Source organism: Streptomyces griseoaurantiacus (assembly GCF_036189845.1).
Taxonomy (GTDB): Bacteria; Actinomycetota; Actinomycetes; order Streptomycetales; family Streptomycetaceae; genus Streptomyces; species Streptomyces griseoaurantiacus.
Genome location: NZ_CP108326.1, coordinates 1,920,526 through 1,938,455, shown reverse-complemented (window position 1 = coordinate 1,938,455; position 17,930 = coordinate 1,920,526). Strand labels below are relative to the sequence as shown.

The following is a 17,930-nucleotide window of genomic DNA, read 5'->3' as shown; positions in this document are numbered from 1 at the left end:
CCCGCGCACCGCGGGCCCCCTTCCACCGGGGTGACTCAGCCGAGGTCGCCGGCCGCCGTCAGCTCCGCGAGCCGCACCAGAGTGCGCACCGCGGTGCCGGTGCCGCCCTTGGGGGTGTAGCCGAAGGGCGCGCCCTCGTTGAACGCCGGGCCCGCGATGTCCAGGTGGGCCCAGGTGATGCCCTCGCCCACGAACTCGCGCAGGAAGAGACCGGCCACCAGGCCGCCGCCCATCCGCTCGCCCATGTTGGCGAGGTCGGCGGTGGGGGAGTCGAGCCCCTTGCGCAGGTGCTCCGGCAGCGGCATCGGCCAGGCCGGCTCGCCGACCTCCTCGGCCGCCACGTGCAGCGCCGTGCGGAAGGCCTCGTCGTTGCCCATGACGCCGAAGGTGCGGCTGCCGAGCGCCAGCATCATCGCGCCGGTCAGCGTGGCCACGTCGACGATCGCGTCCGGCTCCTCCTGGGAGGCGGCCCACAGCGCGTCGGCGAGCACCAGCCGGCCCTCGGCGTCGGTGTTGAGGACCTCGACCGTCTTGCCGCTGAACATGCGCAGCACGTCGCCCGGCCGGGTGGCGGAGCCGGAGGGCATGTTCTCGGCCAGCGCCAGCCAGCCGGTGACGTTGACCTCCAGTTCGAGCCGGGCGGCGGCGACGACCGCGGCGAACACGGCGGCGGCACCGGCCATGTCGCACTTCATCGTCTCGTTGTGACCGGCCGGCTTCAGGGAGATGCCGCCCGAGTCGTAGGTGATGCCCTTGCCGACGAAGGCGAGGTGTTTGGCCGACCGGGCGCCCTTGGCGGGGGTGTACGACAGCTTCACCAGGCGCGGCGGGGTCGCGGAGCCGGCGCCGACGCCGAGGATGCCGCCGTAGCCGCCCTTGGCGAGCGCCTTCTCGTCGAGCACCTGGATCTTGAGGCCGTGCTCCTTGGCAGCGGTCTGCGCGAACGCGGCGAACGCCTGCGGCGAGAGGTCGTTCGGCGGGGTGTTGACGAGGTCGCGGGCGCGGTTGAGCTCCTCGGCGACGGCGGTGGCCCGGGCGAGCGCGGCCTTGTGGGCCTTGTCGCGGGGCTTGGCGCCGAGCAGGGCGGCCTCGGCGAGGGGGGCCTTGCCGTTCTTGGCGTTCCTGCCCGCGCGGCCGTTCTCCTTGTACGCGTCGAAGGCGTACGCGCCGAGCAGCACGCCCTCGGCGACGGCGCCCAGGTCGGCGGCGTCGGCGATCGGCAGCGCGAAGGCGGCCTTGCGGGAGCCGGCCAGCGTGCGGGCGGCCGTACCGGCGGCGCGGCGCAGGGCCTCACCGGAGTACGCGCCGTCCTCCTCGGGCTCGGCGCCCAGGCCGACGGCCACGACCACGGGGGCCTTGAAGCCGGCGGGGGCCGGCAGCTTCGTCACCTCGCCCTCGGCCCCGGAGGCGCCGAGGGTTTCGAGCACGGTGGCGAGTGTGCCGTCGTACGCCGTGTCGACGGCTTCGGCGCCCGGTGCGACGACCGGGCCCCCGGCGCCCTTCGCGACACCGACCACGAGCGCGTCGGCGCGGAGGCCGGACGCGGCGGCGGTGCTGAGAGTGAGAGCAGTCACGGTGGTGAATTCTCGCTTCCGTCTATGTGTTCCTGTGGCCGAACGGAGGGGGTCTGCCGCCCGGAGCAGACCCTGAATCCGCGGTGCGCACTGGCCCCGACCGGCCCGGTCATGTGCCACCCCCGAGCCTACGCGCCACCCGTGGCCGGAACCGGCCGCACCCCTGGGGCCCCGTTCCCGCGTGCTGCGGCAGGACTTTCCGCGCACCCGCCACGCGCCTCAGCCGAGCGAGAGCACCACCAGCGCCGCCGTCCCCGCCGTCTCGGCGAGCGCCCCGAAGACGTCCCCCGTCACCCCGCCGAAGCGGCGCACGCAGTGCCGCAGCAGGGGTTCGGCGGCCCCGAGGGCGAGCGGCACGGCGAGCCCCGCGCGGACGGCCTCGTACACCCCGCCCACCGCGCCCCCGGCCACCGCGGCCAGGACGGTCACGGCGGCGGCGACCAGCAGCGCCGCGTTCCGCGGCACGGTCCCGGCGACCGCCGCGCCGAGACCCTCCGGGCGGGCCGCCGGCACACCCCGCCGCGCGGCCAGGGTGAGGGCGAGCCGGGCCGCCGCCGCCGACACCGCCGCCGCGAGCAGCCCGCGCTGCCAGGAGGCGCCGTAGGCCTGGGCGAGCGCGGCGACCTGCCCGAGCAGGACCAGCAGCAGGGTGATCACGCCGAACGGGCCGATGTCCGAGCGCTTCATGATGTCCAGGGCCTCGGCGGCGGGCTTGCCGCTGCCGAGTCCGTCCGCGGTGTCGGCGAGCCCGTCCAGGTGCAGGCCCCGGGTCAGCGCCGCCGTCACGGCGACGGCGGCCACCGCGGCGAGCGGTGCGCCGGCACCGAGCCGGGTCAGCAGCGCCCCGAGGAACCCGGCCGCCGCTCCCACCGCCAGCCCGGCGACCGGCGCGGCCAGCATCCCGGCGCGCGCCGCCTCCCGGTCCCACCGGGTGACGCGGACGGGGAACACCGTGAGGGTGCCGAAGGCGAAGCGGAGGCCGGCCGAGCGCGGGGTCGTGGACACCGGCGCAGGTTACCGGGCGGTCGGCCGGGGCCGGCAGCCGCTGTACCGCCACCCGTCCGCGGGACGGCCCCGGAGCCCGCCGCCACCCGTCCGGGGGACGGCGGCGCTTCCCGCCCCGGTCCGCGCGGGGTTCCCGCACCGGGCGCCGCCACCCACCCCACGCATAAAGTACGCATATGGGGCACTGGTGGTACCGCAACATCGTCGAGCCGGGGAAGCTCCCCCTGCTGCTCGCGCTCGCCGCCTTCGTCCTCACCTTCCTGATCACCCGCCTCGTCACGCGCATGATCCGGGCCGGCAAGGGGCCCTTCGGCAACGTCAGCGCGGGCGGGGTGCACATCCACCACGTGGTGCCCGGCGTGGTCCTCACGGTCCTCGGTGGCTTCGGCGCCGTCGCCAGCGGCCGGTACGGCTTCGGCGCCGGCGCGTTCGCGGTGATGTTCGGCCTCGGCGCGGGCCTGGTGCTCGACGAGTTCGCGCTGATCCTGCACCTGGACGACGTCTACTGGACCGAGGCCGGGCGCAAGAGCACGGAGGCCGTGGTCGTCACGGCGGCCCTGGTCGGGCTGGTCCTCGCCGGGTTCCTGCCGTTCGGCGTCAACGACATGACCGGCCAGGAACTGCGGGACCGGGGCGGCGTCATCGTCAGCGTCGCCGTCAACTTCCTGTTCTCGCTGCTCGCCCTGAGCAAGGGCAAGACGCGGCTCGCGCTGTTCGGGGTGATCGTGCCGCTGATCGCGCTCGTCGGGGCGGTCCGGCTCGCCCGCCCCGGCTCGTTCTGGGCCACCCGCTTCTACCGCCGCCGCCCGCGCGCCCGGGCCCGCGCCCGGCTGCGCGCCTACCGGCACGACCGGCGGTGGAGCGGCCCGCGCCGCCGGTTCCAGGACTGGATCGCCGGCGCCCCCACCCCGCCGGACCCGCCGCCCCCGCGCCTCGGCCGCCACTGAGCCGCCGCCCGCCGGGCGGGGCGAGCCGCCCCGGCCACCAGGGAGCGGGGCCCGCCTCAGCGGCGGGAGGCCAGATGCCGCCGGTGCAGCCACTTCGGCAGCCCGGGGGCCTCCAGGAAGCCCTCGGCACGGGCCGCCGCGACCGCGATCCGGGGCAGGTCCGCGCTCTTCTCGAAGAGCACGAAACGCGGCTCCCAGATGGGCCGGTACTTCGCGTTCGCCCGGTACAGCGACTCGATCTGCCACCAGCGGGAGAAGAAGCTCAGCAGCGAACGCCACAGCCGCAGCACCGGCCCCGCGCCGAGGCGCGCCCCGCGTTCGAAGACCGAGCGGAACATCGCGAAGTTGAGGGAGACCTGCGCGATCCCCAGCCCCGGCGCGGCCCGCAGCAGCTCGATCACCATGAACTCGATCAGCCCGTTGTCGCAGTCCCGCGCCCGCCGCATCAGATCCAGGGAGAGCCCGCGCGGCCCCCAGGGCACGAACGACAGCAGTGCCCGCAGCCGCCCCTCGGCGTCGGCGCACTCCACCATCACGCACCGCCCGTCCGCCGGGTCGCCGAGCCGCCCGAGCGCCATGCTGAAACCGCGCTCGGTGGCACCGTCGCGCCAGTCGTCGGCGCGCTCCAGCAGATACGCCATCTCCTCGGCCGGGATCTCCTCGTGGCGCCGGATCCGCACCCGGTGGCCCGCCCGCCGCACCCGGTTGTGCGCCTGGCGGACGGTACGCATGGCCCGGCCCTCCAGGGTGAACTCGGCGGTCTCCACCAGTGCCTCGTCGCCCAGCTCCAGCGCGTCCAGACCGTGCCGCGCGTACACGGTGCCGGCCTCCTCGCCGGCGCCCACCACCGCGGGGATCCAGCCGTGCGTGCGGGCCTCGGCGAGCCACGGCACGATCGCGCCCGGCCACGCCTCCGGGTCCCCGAGCGGATCGCCCGAGGCCAGCGAGACCCCGCCGACGACCCGGTAGGCCACCGCCGCCTTCCCGGTCGGCGACCACACCACGCTCTTCTCCCGGCGCAGCGCGAAGTACCCGAGCGAGTCCCGCTCGCCGTGCCGCGCCAGCAGTTCCCGCAGCCGCTTCTCGTCCTCGGCGGTGAGCGGGTCCACGGCCCGGCGGGACCGGAACGCGGCGTGCACCACGGCCAGCAGCAGCACCGTGCTGAGCACGTTGATCGCGACATCCACCCCGTTCGGGGTGGCGATCCCGGGGAAGCGGGCGTTGTCGGCGGCGACCGAGATCAGCCGCAGGGCGCCGTACTGCCAGCGTTCGAGGAAGGTCGAACGGGCCGCGTCCGGCGCCTGGTTGGTGACCGTCACCAGCAGCGCGGCCAGCAGCGAGCAGCACAGCAGCCCGCCGGCCGCGAGGGCGGCGGCGAGCCGGGGGTTGGCGCGGTCCCCCACGGCGTAGAACTCGCGGCGTCCGGCCAGCAGCGCGCCGACGAAGGCGGCGGTGAGCACCAGGGAGGCCCAGTTCTGCGGGGAGCGGCGGACCTCCGGCAGCGTCATGGCGAGGCCGAGCAGCACCAGGAAGGGCCCGGCGAGCGCCAGGTTGAGGATCCACGCGGCCCGCTTGCGGCGGCGCAGCGTCACCGCGAGGAACAGGGTGAAGACCCCGGAGGCGAAACCGGCGGTCAGCAGGTACGGGGTGAACAGATCGGCGTGGTTGTGCCGCCGCACGTCCTGGCCGAGGGAGACCCAGACGGCGCTCAGCAGGTTGACGCAGGCGACGGCCCGCACGTACCAGACGACGAACGCGGCGGCCCGCCGCGCGAGTGCCGCCCGCCGCTCCGAGGTGCCGCGCCAGGGCCCCCCGCGCCCCCAGGCCGTGCGGAGCCGGGAGACGGGACGGAACCGGAGCCGGGGAACCGGACGGCCGGGCCGGGAGACCGGGAGGGGCGGGGGCGCCGGACGGTCATCGGGTCCCACTGTGACTCGGGCATCTGCCATGAAACCGGATCATATCCGCCTCTCCCGGCGGTAATTCCCCGTGCCCCTCTCTTCTAGAGGTCACGCTCCCCGGGGGCGTTGCGCCACGACGCGGTATGCGTTGGCAAAACGTGTGCGGCGCAGCGCGGGCGCCAGCGCGTGCTCGACCGCCGCACCCGCCGCGATCAGCGGGGCCCCGGCCCCGAGCAGCACCTCGCGGACCGTGCGCGCCGGGGGCGAGGGCGGGGCCGGACGCCACGGCGTGTCCGGCGCGGGGGCCGCCCGGGACACCGCCAGGGCCAGCGCCGCGGCCAGGTCGCCGGGGGTGTGCGGCCGCGTCCGGTCCACCGCGAGGACCTCGCAGCCACGCGCCCGGAGCTCCGCCGTCAGATTGCGCACCGGCGGCAGATGCAGGTGCCGCGGCTGGTCGTACGGTGCCCACCAGCGCCCCAGCAGCATGGCGAACAGGCAGCCGGGATCGGGGAGTTCGAGCAGCAGCAGGCCGCCGGGCCGCAGCACCGCGAGCGCGGCGCGCAGCTCGGCACGGGGCCCCGGCACCCGCGGCAGGTGGTGCAGCATGCTCACCACGTCGTAGCGGCCCCGCAGCCGGGCGAGGACGTGCGGGTCGGTGAGGTGCCCGCGGTACGCCTCCTCCACCCGGCCCGCCTCCCGCGCCCGGGTCACGCGCTCCGTGGCGTCCAGCCCGTCGAAGGAGGTGTACGGGAAGAACTCCCGCGCCGCCGCCGGGAAGTGGCCGTATCCGGTGCCGACGTCCAGCCAGCTCTCCGGTTCGCCGTACGCCAGCATCGCCCGCGCGGCCGCCCGGTGCCGCAGCCGCGCCGCCCGTGCGAGCCCCGGCCAGGGCGTCGACTCCCCGGCCTCCAGGGGGCTCTCGGCGAGGTCGCGGTGGTGGAAGGCGAGCCCCTCGGGGGACAGCGGGGGGTTCTGGAAGGCGTGCCCGCAGTCCCGGCAGCCGTCGACGGCGAAGCGGCCGGGGCGGTGCCGCGGCAGGTCGGGTGTGCGCACCCGGGTGCGCAGCCGGCCCGAACCGCACCAGGGGCAGGTCTCTCGCGGGGGGCCGAGGAACCGCTCGGTGCCCCGGGCGAGTTCGCCCAGGCACACGGTCCGCCGCGCGGTGATCGCCTGCGAGGTGCTGCGGGACATGGGCGGCTCCGGGGAGGCGGTGGGGGCGGGGGAGGCCGTACAGCGGAACAATCGGGCGAAACGGAACGTATGGGATCGTGATCACCCGTGCAACGACGTGGCCCCGACGTGGCGCGGGCCGGTCCCGCCGCTGCCGGTACTGTTCGGCGAATGAGCTCGCTGAATCTCGACGACTTCACCGACCTGATCGAGCGCCCCGACGGCGGGGTGCGGCGCGACGCGGAGGCGCACCGGGAGAGCAGGCTCGTGCCCCCCGGGGCCCTGGGCCGCCTCGACGAGCTGGGCGAGTGGCTCGCGGCCGCGCAGTCCTCGGTGCCGGTGCGGGCGATCGAGCGGCCGCGCGCGGTGCTGTTCGCCGGCGACCACGGGATCGCCGCGCTCGGCGTCTCGGCCCGCCCCGCGGGCGGCGCCGCGCGGCTGGTGCGGGACGTACTGGACGGGGCGGGCCCGGTGGCGATCCTCGCCCGCGGGGCCGGGGTGCCCGTCCGCGTGATCGACATGGCCCTGGACTGCGATCCCGGGTCCCTGCCGGCCGAGGTCGTACGGCACCGGGTGCGGCGCGGCAGCGGGCGCATCGACATCGAGGACGCGCTCACCGAGGAGGAGGCCGAGGCGGCGTTCCGGGCCGGGATGGCGGTCGCCGACGAGGAGGCCGACGCCGGCACCGACCTGATCGTCCTCGGCGACCTCAGCGTCGGCGGGACGACCGCGGCGGCCGTGCTCGTCGCCGCGCTGTGCGGGACCGACGCGTCCGTCGTGACCGGGCGGGGCGGGCAGGCCATCGACGACCTGGCGTGGATGCGCAAATGCGCGGCGATCCGGGACGCACTGCGGCGGGCCCGGCCGGTCCTGGGCGACCAGCTCCGGCTCCTCGCGACCGTCGGCGGGGCCGACCTCACCGCGATGACGGGCTTCCTGCTCCAGTGCGCCGTGCGCAAGACCCCGGTCATCCTGGACGGCATGGTCTCGGCCGCGTGCGCGCTGGTGGGCCAGCGGATCGCCTTCCGGGCCCCCGACTGGTGGCTGGCCGGACAGAACAGCGGGGAGCCGGGACAGGCCAAGGCCCTGGACCGGATGGCGCTGGAACCGCTGCTCGACCACGGCGTGACGGTCGGCGAGGGCACCGGCGCCCTCCTCGCCCTCCCCCTCGTCCGCGCCGCCGCGTCCCTGGCGGCCGAACTCCCGGAACGCCCGGCGGACGTCACCGACGTCACGGAGGCCGCGAACGCCACGGACTCCCTGGAGCCGGCCGCTCCGGCGGACCCGGAGTGACGGAAGGGGGCGGGCCGTTCCCCCGCCCCCCTTCACGGCCCCGCCCGCCCTCGACCGAGGGGGGCGGGTCCGCCGTTCAGCCGCGCAGCGTCAGTGCCTGGCCGGCGACGGTCAGCAGGACCGTCTCGCACTCCGCGGCCACCGCCGCGTTCAGACGGCCCAGTTCGTCGCGGTAGCGGCGGCCCGAGGCCGTCGCCGGGACGATGCCGGAGCCGACCTCGTTGGACACGGCGACCACCGTGCGCCGGGTGGTCCGCACCGCCTCCGCGAGTTCACCCACCCGCGCGCGCAGTGCCTTCTCGCCCCCGCCGGACCATTCCGCGTCGTCCCACGCGCCCACCGCGTCCATCGCGTCGGTCAGCCACAACGACAGGCAGTCGATCAGCAGCGGGGCACCGCGCTCGCCGAGCAGCGGCACCAGGTCGCACGTCTCCACCGTTCGCCAGGACCCCGGCCGCCGCTCCCGGTGCGCGGCGACCCGCTCCGCCCACTCGGTGTCCCCGCCCCGCGTGCCACCGGTCGCCACGTACAGCACGTCGGGGAAGGACTCCAGGCGCCGTTCCGCCTCCACCGACTTCCCCGACCGGGCGCCGCCGAGCACCAGCGTGCGGCGGGGCACGTCGGGCACGTCCTCGTAGACGCCCACCGTCAGCGTCGTTCCGTCCGGCACCGCCCGCGCGCCCGCCGCCGCGAGCCGCCGCCGGGTCTCGGCGCCGGGCGGCACGTCGTGGTCGAGATGCGCGGCGAGCACGTCCGTCGCCGCGCCCACCGCGCCCACCGCACGCAGCCGCGCCAGCGCGTCGGGCCGCCCCAGCACGTCGGCGACGACCATGTCGTACGGCTCGCGAGCCCCGTTCTCCAGTCCGGCCGGCGCGCCCCCCGGCGGCAGGTACAGCAGCCGGGTGCCGTCCGGCCCCGTCACCGCGTACCCGGTGCCCGGCGCGTCCAGCGCCACCGCCCGCACCCGGTGCCCGGTCAGCAGCGCCAGCTCCCGCCCGTCCGGCACCCGCCCCGGCTGCGGCAGCCCCGCCGGGACCTCCACCGCCGGCCCGTCGTGCGGATGCGAGAGCAGCACCTGCCGCACGCCGCCCAGGGAGCGTCCCGCGCGGGCCGCCGCGAAGGCCGCGCCCGGCGTCAGGTCGAGGAGCAGCGTGTCGTCGAGGAGCAGCGCGGTCGCCGCGCGCGCCTCCGCGCCGAGTGAGGTCGCGCAGGCCGCGCAGGGGCAGTCGGGGCGGGGCAGGCCCGCGGGGGCGCCGGTGCCGAGCAGAGTCAGTTCCACGCACCCGATTTTCACTTGTCTCCACCGGTCCCCGCAGATCTTGCGCGCCCGACTAGGCTTCACCGCGGGAGCCGGAGCAAGATCCGGCTCCCGCTGTGCAGTGTGCTCACACCTTGGAGGCGTACATGGCGGCATGGACGTGGCGGTTCGAGAAGGCCGACGGGGCGGAGGTCGAGCCCGCTGTCGTGCCGGAGGAGTTCACCACGCAGGGGGATGCCGAGTCCTGGATCGGGGAGTACTTCAAGGAGCTGCGCGAGGGCGGCGCCGACCAGGTGCGGCTCTTCGAGGACGGCACACAGATCTACGGGCCGATGAGCCTGCACGCCGAGGAGGCGCAGCCGGCCGAGGAGCCCGGGGACTCCCCGGAGGAGCCGCAGGACTCCGCGGAGTAGGGGGCACCGGCGCCGGACGGTGGCGCCGCCGCCCCGGCGGCGTCACTGCTCGCCCAAAGTCACCCGGGCCGTCCTGCGGTCGCCGTCCCTGGTGTACGTCACCTCGGTGCGGTCGCCGGGCTCCTTGCCGGCCAGGGCCTCGGCGAGCGAGGTGAGGGTGGTGACCCGGGTGCCGCCCAGGGCGGTGATGACGTCGCCGGGCCTGAGCCCCGCCCGGTCGGCCGGTCCGCCCTCGGTGACGTCCACGACCGCGACCCCGGCCGGCCGGTAGTCCTCGCCGACCACGGTCCTGGCCGTGATGCCGAGCGCCGCCCGGCCGGAGTCGGTCACCTTGCCGTTCTTCACGATCTGGCCGGCGACGGTCCTCACCATGGACGAGGGGATCGCGAACCCGATGCCGGGCGCCGCGCTGCCGCCCAGGGCGGGGTCGGTCGCGGCGAGCGTGGGGATGCCGATCACCCGCCCGTCGAGGTCGACGAGCGCGCCCCCGCTGTTGCCGGGGTTGATCGCCGCCGAGGTCTGCAGCATGTTCGGCAGGGTCGCGCCCGTGCCGCCGTCCGAGCGGCCCTCGCTGACGGTGCGGCCGGTCGCGGACACGATGCCCTGGGTCACGCTCGAGGAGAGGCCGAGCGGGGAGCCCATCGCCAGCACGATCTGCCCGACGGCGACCTTCGAGGAGTCCCCGAGACGGGCCGGCCGCAGCCCCTGCGGCAGCTCGTCCAGCTTGATGACGGCGAGGTCCTGCTCGGGGTAGGCGTACACGAGCCGCGCGGTGTACGTGCCCTCGCTGTTGGCGGTCGTCACGGTGAACGTCTTCTCGTCGCCGACCACGTGCGCGTTGGTGACGATGTGCCCCTTGTCGTCGTACACGACCCCGGAGCCCAGGTCCTGGCTCGCCCGGATCTGCACCACCGAGGGCAGGACGTCCTTGATGACCTTCTGGTAGTCGCTCTGCAGGTCGTTCGCCGCCATGGGCCGCGCGGCCGGGGAGGCGGTGGCACGGGGCGCCCCGCCCGAGCCGCCGTTCCCGGAGCAGCCGCCCAGGAGGACGGCGGAACCGAGGACGGCGGAAACCAGGGTGACGGCCGCGAGCGCGCGGCTGCGGGAAGCGTGCATGGGACCGAGTCTGGGGGCCGCCGCCCGTGCCGTCCCGCGGTGGACGCCCGAACGGGCCCGCTCCGGGCCGTCCGCCCCAGCAGGCGACGCCCTCGCTCAGCCGCGCACGCCGCCCAGGCGCACGCTCAGCCGCGCACGCCGCACAGGTGCAGCAGCGCCGCCACCCGCCGGTAGGGGTCCGTGCGCCCCGCCCGCTCCTCCGCCGCCAGCAGCGCGGACAGCTCGTCCTCGGCCGCCGGGGGCGGTGTGCCGTCCGGCACGGTGTCCGTGAAAACCCGCACGCCGTACCAGGCGTACAAGGGCGCCCCGATCCCGGCGAGCGTCGCCGTCAGGGCCTCCAGGCGGTCGGCGCGCACCTCCAGACCGAGGCGGTTGGTGTAAGCCGTCGTGTCGAAGGCGGCCAGTGCCGACCGCCAGTCGCCGGACAGGCCCGGCCGCATCGCGAGCGCGTCGCCGTTGCGCACCAGCAGGGACAGCAGACCGCCGGGGGCCAGCATCCGGGCCAGCCCCGCCACCAGCGGATCCGGCTCCTCCACGTACATCAGCACCCCGTGGCACAGCACCACGTCGAAGCTGCCCGGCAGGAAGTGCACCCCGGTGTCGCGGCCGTCGCCCTCGATGATCCGCATCCGCTCGCGGACGCCCTCCGGCTCGGCGGCCAGCGCCTCGTGCGCCGCCGAGAGCATCCGCGCGTCACGCTCGAGCCCGGTCACCCGGTGCCCGGCCCGCAGCAGCCGCAGCGCCTGCGTGCCCTGACCCATGCCGACGTCCAGGACCCGCAGCCGCTGCCCGACCGGGAACCGGCCGGCTATCTGTTCGTCGAGCTGCCGGGTCACCAGCTCCTGGCGGACCACGTCACGCAGCGCGCCCAGCTTGTCCAGCCAGGCGTCGGCCGCACCCCCCGAGAACTCCTCCGTACTCAGGGCCGCTCTCCGCGCTTGACCTGCGCCTTGGGCAGCCGCAGCCGCCGCATCTGCAGCGAACGCATCAGCGCGTAGGCCACGGCGCCCCGCCGGTTCTCGTCCGGGAAGCGGGCGGCGAGCCCCTTGCGCAGGCGGAACCCGGAGACGATCGAGTCGAGCACGATCAGCACGATCACGACGAGCCACAGCAGCAGCGCGATGTTCTGCAGCGAGCCCACCCGCACCAGGCTGAGCGCCAGGATGACGACGGCCATCGGCAGGAAGAACTCGGCGACGCTGAACCGCGAGTCGATGAAGTCCCGGGCGAACTTGCGCACCGGTCCCTTGTCGCGCGCGGGCAGGTACCGCTCGTCGCCGCTGGCCAGCGCCTGGCGCTGGCGCTCCATCGCGGCACGGCGCTCGTCGCGCTGCCGCCGGGCGGCGTCCTTGCGCGTCAGCGACGTGTTGGCGACGCTGCGGCGCTGCGACTGCGCCTCGCTGCGCTTGGGGGTCGGCCGGCCCTTCGGGGCCTGCGGGTCACGGGGCTGCTTGGAGCCGGTCGCGTTCACCTTGTCGGCGACGGCGACCTTCTCGTCCTTGGCACGGCTACGGAACACAAAGCCCAAGGGTACGGGGTGCATCGGCATGGACGGCAGTCGCATGGGGAACGATCCCGCAACACCATTCGTCTACAGGGGGAGGGATGCGGGGGTTTCTGATGGTTGCGCCGCGGGTGCTCCGGCGGGACCCGTCAGTGAATTCCCGCCGCTTCGGGGAGGCACCTACTCCCTGGGCGGGAGCGGGATGGCCCGCAGTCGTCCTTGGGGATGAGCGCATCGGTCCCCGAACAGTGCGGTAATGGAGGCAGGGCCCGTACTGTGGGTTCTGTCGCAGTCGCAGGAGCCGGAGTCCGTCAGAAGGGGGCGCGCGAAGCCCATGAGCGGTGTCATGAAGCGTATGGGGATGATCTTCCGCGCGAAGGCGAACAAGGCCCTTGACCGGGCCGAGGACCCGCGCGAAACCCTCGATTACTCGTATCAGAAGCAGTTGGAGCTGCTGCAGAAGGTGCGCCGCGGCGTCGCCGACGTGGCGACCTCGCGCAAGCGCCTGGAGCTCCAGCTCAACCAGCTCCAGTCGCAGTCCGGGAAGCTGGAGGACCAGGGCCGCAAGGCGCTCGCGCTCGGCCGGGAGGACCTCGCCCGCGAGGCGCTCTCCCGCCGCGCCGCGCTCCAGCAGCAGGTCACGGACCTGGAGACGCAGCACCAGACCCTCCAGGGCGAGGAGGAGAAGCTCACCCTCGCGGCCCAGCGCCTCCAGGCCAAGGTGGACGCCTTCCGCACGAAGAAGGAGACCATCAAGGCCACGTACACCGCCGCCCAGGCGCAGACCCGGATCGGCGAGGCCTTCTCCGGCATCTCCGAGGAGATGGGTGACGTCGGCCTGGCCATCCAGCGCGCCGAGGACAAGACGCAGCAGATGCAGGCCCGCGCCGGCGCCATCGACGAACTCCTCGCCTCCGGTGCCCTGGACGACCCCTCCGGCATGGCCAAGGACGACATCCAGGCCGAGCTGGACCGCCTGTCCGGCGGCACGGACGTGGAGCTGGAACTGCAGCGCATGAAGGCGGAGCTGGCCGGCCCCGCCGAGCAGCGGCAGGCGATCGAGGGCGGCGAGGGACAGGACCAGGCCCAGTCGCAGTCCCAGGCACAGCCGCAGGACACCCCGCGCTTCGACAAGCAGTGAGAGCGGGCATCGCCCAGAATGCGGTCACGGGCCGGTGCGGCCCGACCGGGTCCCACGCGCGCCTGAGGAGGGCGACATGATCGTACGGATCATGGGGGAGGGCCAGGTGAGGCTGGACGACTCCCGGCTCACCGAGCTCAACAAGCTGGACGAGGAACTGACGGCGGAGCTGGAGGGCGGCGACGAGGCGGGCTTCCGGCGCACGCTGACGGCCCTGCTCGACGCCGTGCGCGCGCTCGGCGAGCCGCTGCCTGCCGACTCGCTGGAGCCGTCCGACCTGATCCTGCCCTCGCCCGAGGCGACGCTGGACGAGGTCCGGGAGATGCTGGCGGAGGACGGGCTGCTGCCGGGCTAGGGTCCTTCGTTCGGATCGGGCCGGCTGGGGGGCGCGGTGCGTCTTCGGCCACCCCGCGACACCGGGAGGATCCGAACGAGAGGCCCCGGGCGTGTTGCGCCACACGCCTCGGGACGGCGGGCCGCGGCATCTCCGGAGACGAAGTGGGGCGCCCCCGCCGGGGCGCCCCCGTCGCGGCGCCCCGTACCTTTGAGCCGTGGGCAATCCGGCCGTGGACAACCTGTCGCAGATACGGTGCTGGCTGGCGAGGCACCCGCTGACGCTCGACGCGGGGCTCGCCGTCGGCGTCTTCGTCTGCATGATCGCCGGTTCCTTCGTGGATCCGCACGGCGCGCACGGCGTGAGCTGGGTGCTGCGCGGCCCCTCCACCCTCAGCCTCGCCCTGATGCTCCCGGCCGCCGCCGCCCTGGTGCTGCGCCGGCTCGCCCCGCTGCCCGTGCTGGGCGTCACCACCGCCCTCGCCCTCGTCGAGCTGATCACCGGCGACCCCCGCGCCCCCGTCTCGATGGCCGCCGTCATCGCGCTGTTCACCGTCGCCGTCGCCACCGACCGCCCCACCACCTGGCGGGTCGGCGTGCTCACGATGACCGTGCTGACCGGCACCGCGATGCTCAGCGGGCCGCTGCCCTGGTACACCCAGGAGAACCTCGGCCTGTTCGCCTGGACGGGCATGGCCGCGGCGGCCGGGGACGCCGTCCGCAGCCATCGCGGCTTCGTGCACGCCATACAGGAGCGCGCCGAACGCGCCGAACGCACCCGCGAGGAGGAGGCCCGGCGCCGGGTCGCCGAGGAGCGGCTGCGCATCGCAAGGGACCTGCACGACGTCGTCGCCCACCACATCGCCCTGGTCAACGTCCAGGCCGGAGTCGCCGCGCACGTCATGGACCGGCGGCCCGACCAGGCCAAGGAGGCCCTCTCCCACGTACGGGAGGCCAGCCGCTCCGCGCTGAACGAACTGCGCGCCACCGTCGGCCTGCTGCGCCAGTCCGGCGACCCGGAGGCCCCCACCGAGCCCGCCCCCGGACTGGCCCGGCTCGACGAACTCGCCGACACCTTCCGGCACGCGGGCCTGCCCGTGGAGGTGGCCCGCGCCGACCACGGCACGATCCTGCCCGCCGCCGTCGACCTCGCCGCCTACCGCGTCATCCAGGAGGCCCTCACCAACGTGCAGAAGCACGCGGGCGAGGGGGCCAAGGCCGAGGTCAGCGTGGTGCGTGTGGACGGGCGCGTGGAGATCACCGTCCTCGACGGCGGGGCCGGCGGGGCCCACGGCTCCGAGGACGGGGGCGACGGCGATCACGGCCGGCCCGGGGACGGAGGCGAGAGCGAGGACGGCCACCCCGGGGACAGGGGCGGGCACGGTCTGCTCGGCATGCGCGAGCGGGTCACCGCGCTCGCCGGGAGCCTCACCGCGGGACCCCGGTACGGGGGCGGCTTCCGCGTCCATGCGATCCTGCCGCTCGACCGCCGTGCCGCCGCCACCACGAAGGACAGCCCATGACGATCCGCGTGCTGCTCGCCGACGACCAGGCGCTGCTGCGGAGCGCGTTCCGCGTGCTCGTGGACTCCGAGCCGGACATGGAGGTCGTCGGGGAGGCCTCGGAGGGCGCGGAGGCGGTGCGCCTGGCCGGTGAGCGCGCGGCCGACGTCGTCCTCATGGACATCCGCATGCCCGGCACCGACGGCCTCGCCGCCACCCGCCTGATCAGCGCGGACCCCGCACTCGCCCAGGTCCGGGTGGTCATGCTGACGACCTTCGAGGTCGACGAGTACGTGGTGCAGTCCCTGCGGGCCGGTGCCTCCGGGTTCCTGGGCAAGGGCTCGGAGCCGGAGGAGCTGCTGAACGCGATCCGGGTCGCCGCCGGCGGCGAGGCCCTGCTCTCGCCGGCCGCCACGAAGGGCCTGATCGCCCGGTTCCTGGCACAGGGCGACGCGGACGAGGACGGCCGCGACCGGGTGCACGCGGAACGGCTGGCCGCGCTCACCGGCCGCGAGCGCGAGGTGCTGGTGCAGGTCGCGGGCGGCCACTCCAACGACGAGATCGCCGAGCGTCTCGAGGTGAGTCCGCTGACGGTGAAGACGCACGTCAACCGGGCCATGAGCAAGCTCGGCGCCCGGGACCGGGCCCAACTGGTCTTCATCGCCTACGAGTCCGGCCTGGTCCGCCCCCGGACGGACTGAGCCCGCCCGGGACGGACCGGCCCGCTGCCGCCGGACGCGTCCGGCCCGCCCCGCCCGCCCCGCGAACGGCGGGGCGGGCGGAACGGGCCGGCGGGAAGCGCGAGGCGGGGCGAGGGCCTACGGGAGGGCCAGCATCCGCTCCAGGGCCAGCTTGGCGAAGGCCTCGGTCTCCGCGTCCACCTCGATGCGGTTCACCAGCGTGCCCTCCGCCAGCGACTCCAGGGTCCACACCAGGTGGGGCAGGTCGATCCGGTTCATCGTGGAGCAGAAGCAGACCGTGCGGTCGAGGAAGACGATCTCCTTGCCCTCCGGGGCGAAACGGTTCGCCAGCCGCCGGACCAGGTTCAGCTCCGTGCCGATCGCCCACTTGGAGCCGGCCGGGGCCTCCTCCAGAGCCTTGATGATGTACTCCGTCGAGCCCACGTGATCGGCCGCGGCGACGACCTCGTGCCGGCACTCGGGGTGCACCAGCACGTTGACGCCGGGGATCCGGGCCCGCACGTCGTTCACCGACTCCAGGCTGAAGCGGCCGTGCACCGAGCAGTGCCCGCGCCACAGGATCATCTTGGCGGCCCGCAGCTCCTCCGTCGTCAGCCCGCCGTTCGGCTTGTGCGGGTTGTAGACGACGCAGTCCTCCAGGGACATCCCCATGTCGCGCACGGCGGTGTTGCGCCCGAGGTGCTGGTCGGGCAGGAAGAGCACCTTCGTCGAGGCCGGGTCCCCCTGGCCGAAGGCCCACTCCAGGGCGCGGCGGGCGTTGGAGGAGGTGCAGATGGTGCCGCCGTGCTTGCCGGTGAACGCCTTGATGTCGGCGGAGGAGTTCATGTACGAGACCGGCACCACCTGCTCGGCGATGCCCGCCTCGGTCAGCACGTCCCAGCACTCGGCGACCTGCTCGGCCGTCGCCATGTCGGCCATGGAGCAGCCGGCGGCCAGGTCGGGCAGGACGACCTTCTGCTCGGCGGAGGTCAGGATGTCGGCGGACTCGGCCATGAAGTGCACGCCGCAGAAGACGATGTACTCCGCCTCCGGGCGGGCGGCGGCGTCCCGGGCCAGCTTGAAGGAGTCGCCGGTGACGTCCGCGAACTGGATGACCTCGTCGCGCTGGTAGTGGTGGCCGAGCACGAAGACCTTGTCCCCGAGCTTCTCCTTGGCCGCACGGGCGCGCTCGACCAGGTCCGGGTCGGACGGCGAGGGCAGGTCGCCGGGGCACTCCACACCGCGCTCGCTCCTCGGGTCGGCCTCCCGGCCGAGCAGCAGCAGCGCGAGGGGTGAGGGCTGTACGTCGAGCTCGGTGGTCTGGGCGGTGGTCACGACACGCACCCTTTCTGTTCTGCGGCTCGCCGGCCGGGGCACCGGACCGACGGGGCATGCGGGGCGAACGGGATGAGCGAAACCGACTTCTCGTCGGATTGACGCTATTATCATATCCGCTTCGCGTCAGTTTGACGACGGCCCTCGCGTCCATGTGACGTGAATCCCGGTCGCCCGGAAGCGGGAATGCGGCGCCTGTCCCCACCGGCGACGTGTGTGCGAGCATGAAGGGGAAGAAGGAAGCGGGACGAAACGAGAAGCACACGCCCGGCCCGGAATGAATCCACGGCCCCGCGGGTTGCACTCGTCGGCAAGCAGTCTCCGTACAACCCGGGAGAGATGTAGATGTCCGTATCGGACGAGACCACCACCGTCACCGACGGCATCATCCTGACGGACGCCGCCGCGTCCAAGGTCAAGGCCCTGCTCGACCAGGAAGGCCGTGACGACCTCGCGCTGCGCGTGGCCGTCCAGCCCGGCGGCTGCTCCGGCCTGCGCTACCAGCTCTTCTTCGACGAGCGCTCGCTCGACGGCGACGTGAAGAAGGACTTCGGCGGGGTCGCGGTCGTCACCGACCGCATGAGCGCGCCGTACCTGGGCGGGGCCACCGTCGACTTCGTGGACACGATCGAGAAGCAGGGCTTCACGATCGACAACCCGAACGCGACGGGCTCCTGCGCCTGCGGCGACTCCTTCAGCTGACCGACGCTGACGACGACGGCGCCCCCCTTTCTCGAGGGGGGCGCCGTCGTCGTGTG

17 protein-coding genes are annotated in these 17,930 nt (G+C 74.7%); 8 read left to right on the top strand and 9 right to left on the bottom strand.

Annotated elements, in window-relative coordinates:
- Positions 1-35: 35 nt before the first annotated feature.
- Together OHB09_RS08745 and OHB09_RS08740 are read right to left on the bottom strand one after the other, a co-directional pair.
- Positions 36-1,574, bottom strand: a complete 1,539-nt coding sequence (locus tag OHB09_RS08745) for a leucyl aminopeptidase (protein ID WP_234528861.1) — start codon at positions 1,572-1,574, stop codon at positions 36-38.
- A gap of 219 nt (positions 1,575-1,793) precedes the next feature.
- Positions 1,794-2,579 (bottom strand): adenosylcobinamide-GDP ribazoletransferase, encoded by a 786-nt coding sequence (locus tag OHB09_RS08740; protein WP_093595978.1) that lies wholly within the window; start codon positions 2,577-2,579, stop codon positions 1,794-1,796.
- Between the two features lie 176 nt (positions 2,580-2,755).
- Here OHB09_RS08740 and OHB09_RS08735 point away from each other — a divergent pair, with 176 nt between their 5' ends.
- The gene (locus OHB09_RS08735; protein WP_093595975.1) at positions 2,756-3,526 is read left to right on the top strand and encodes a hypothetical protein; all 771 of its coding nucleotides are present in this window, start codon (positions 2,756-2,758) and stop codon (positions 3,524-3,526) included.
- 56 nt (positions 3,527-3,582) lie between these two features.
- Here OHB09_RS08735 and OHB09_RS08730 read toward each other — a convergent pair whose 3' ends face one another.
- Together OHB09_RS08730 and OHB09_RS08725 are read right to left on the bottom strand one after the other, a co-directional pair.
- Positions 3,583-5,475, bottom strand: coding sequence for a phosphatidylglycerol lysyltransferase domain-containing protein (locus tag OHB09_RS08730; protein ID WP_328921803.1), 1,893 nt, complete (start codon positions 5,473-5,475; stop codon positions 3,583-3,585).
- Between the two features lie 60 nt (positions 5,476-5,535).
- Positions 5,536-6,618 (bottom strand): class I SAM-dependent methyltransferase, encoded by a 1,083-nt coding sequence (locus OHB09_RS08725; protein WP_006143677.1) that lies wholly within the window; start codon positions 6,616-6,618, stop codon positions 5,536-5,538.
- A gap of 150 nt (positions 6,619-6,768) precedes the next feature.
- Here OHB09_RS08725 and cobT point away from each other — a divergent pair, with 150 nt between their 5' ends.
- Entirely contained in the window at positions 6,769-7,890 is a 1,122-nt protein-coding gene (gene cobT, locus OHB09_RS08720) for a nicotinate-nucleotide--dimethylbenzimidazole phosphoribosyltransferase (RefSeq protein ID WP_328921802.1), read from the top strand.
- A gap of 76 nt (positions 7,891-7,966) precedes the next feature.
- On the opposite strand, the gene OHB09_RS08715 is transcribed toward cobT, so the two are convergent.
- Positions 7,967-9,169, bottom strand: coding sequence for a bifunctional adenosylcobinamide kinase/adenosylcobinamide-phosphate guanylyltransferase (locus tag OHB09_RS08715; protein WP_191890271.1), 1,203 nt, complete (start codon positions 9,167-9,169; stop codon positions 7,967-7,969).
- A gap of 125 nt (positions 9,170-9,294) precedes the next feature.
- Here OHB09_RS08715 and OHB09_RS08710 point away from each other — a divergent pair, with 125 nt between their 5' ends.
- Entirely contained in the window at positions 9,295-9,561 is a 267-nt protein-coding gene (locus tag OHB09_RS08710; protein WP_006143674.1) for a hypothetical protein, read from the top strand.
- 42 nt (positions 9,562-9,603) lie between these two features.
- Here OHB09_RS08710 and OHB09_RS08705 read toward each other — a convergent pair whose 3' ends face one another.
- From OHB09_RS08705 to OHB09_RS08695, 3 genes are all read right to left on the bottom strand, one after another.
- Positions 9,604-10,677: a S1C family serine protease gene (locus OHB09_RS08705; RefSeq protein ID WP_191890270.1), complete on the bottom strand. Its 1,074-nt coding sequence runs from the start codon at positions 10,675-10,677 to the stop codon at positions 9,604-9,606.
- A 125-nt stretch (positions 10,678-10,802) separates the two neighbouring features.
- On the bottom strand, positions 10,803-11,513 hold the full coding sequence (locus OHB09_RS08700; protein WP_328922998.1) for a class I SAM-dependent methyltransferase: 711 nt from the start codon (positions 11,511-11,513) through the stop codon (positions 10,803-10,805).
- A gap of 83 nt (positions 11,514-11,596) precedes the next feature.
- Positions 11,597-12,241, bottom strand: coding sequence for a DUF3043 domain-containing protein (locus OHB09_RS08695; RefSeq protein ID WP_006143671.1), 645 nt, complete (start codon positions 12,239-12,241; stop codon positions 11,597-11,599).
- Between the two features lie 274 nt (positions 12,242-12,515).
- On the opposite strand from OHB09_RS08695, the gene OHB09_RS08690 reads away from it, so the two are divergent.
- The 4 genes from OHB09_RS08690 to OHB09_RS08675 all read left to right on the top strand — a co-directional run bounded on the left by OHB09_RS08690 (position 12,516) and on the right by OHB09_RS08675 (position 15,858).
- Entirely contained in the window at positions 12,516-13,322 is an 807-nt protein-coding gene (locus OHB09_RS08690) for a PspA/IM30 family protein (RefSeq protein ID WP_191852901.1), read from the top strand.
- A gap of 76 nt (positions 13,323-13,398) precedes the next feature.
- Positions 13,399-13,677: a PspA-associated protein PspAA gene (pspAA, locus tag OHB09_RS08685; RefSeq protein ID WP_006143669.1), complete on the top strand. Its 279-nt coding sequence runs from the start codon at positions 13,399-13,401 to the stop codon at positions 13,675-13,677.
- A 211-nt stretch (positions 13,678-13,888) separates the two neighbouring features.
- Positions 13,889-15,178, top strand: a complete 1,290-nt coding sequence (locus OHB09_RS08680) for a sensor histidine kinase (RefSeq protein ID WP_191853216.1) — start codon at positions 13,889-13,891, stop codon at positions 15,176-15,178.
- The gene (locus tag OHB09_RS08675; RefSeq protein ID WP_006143667.1) at positions 15,175-15,858 is read left to right on the top strand and encodes a response regulator; all 684 of its coding nucleotides are present in this window, start codon (positions 15,175-15,177) and stop codon (positions 15,856-15,858) included. Before OHB09_RS08680 ends, OHB09_RS08675 begins: the two co-directional genes overlap by 4 nt.
- A 117-nt stretch (positions 15,859-15,975) precedes the next feature.
- Here OHB09_RS08675 and nadA read toward each other — a convergent pair whose 3' ends face one another.
- The gene (nadA, locus tag OHB09_RS08670; protein WP_006143666.1) at positions 15,976-17,172 is read right to left on the bottom strand and encodes a quinolinate synthase NadA; all 1,197 of its coding nucleotides are present in this window, start codon (positions 17,170-17,172) and stop codon (positions 15,976-15,978) included.
- Between the two features lie 345 nt (positions 17,173-17,517).
- Here nadA and OHB09_RS08665 point away from each other — a divergent pair, with 345 nt between their 5' ends.
- Complete coding sequence (locus OHB09_RS08665) at positions 17,518-17,874, top strand: HesB/IscA family protein (protein WP_006143665.1); 357 nt, start codon at positions 17,518-17,520, stop codon at positions 17,872-17,874.
- The last annotated feature ends 56 nt before the right edge of the window (positions 17,875-17,930 follow it).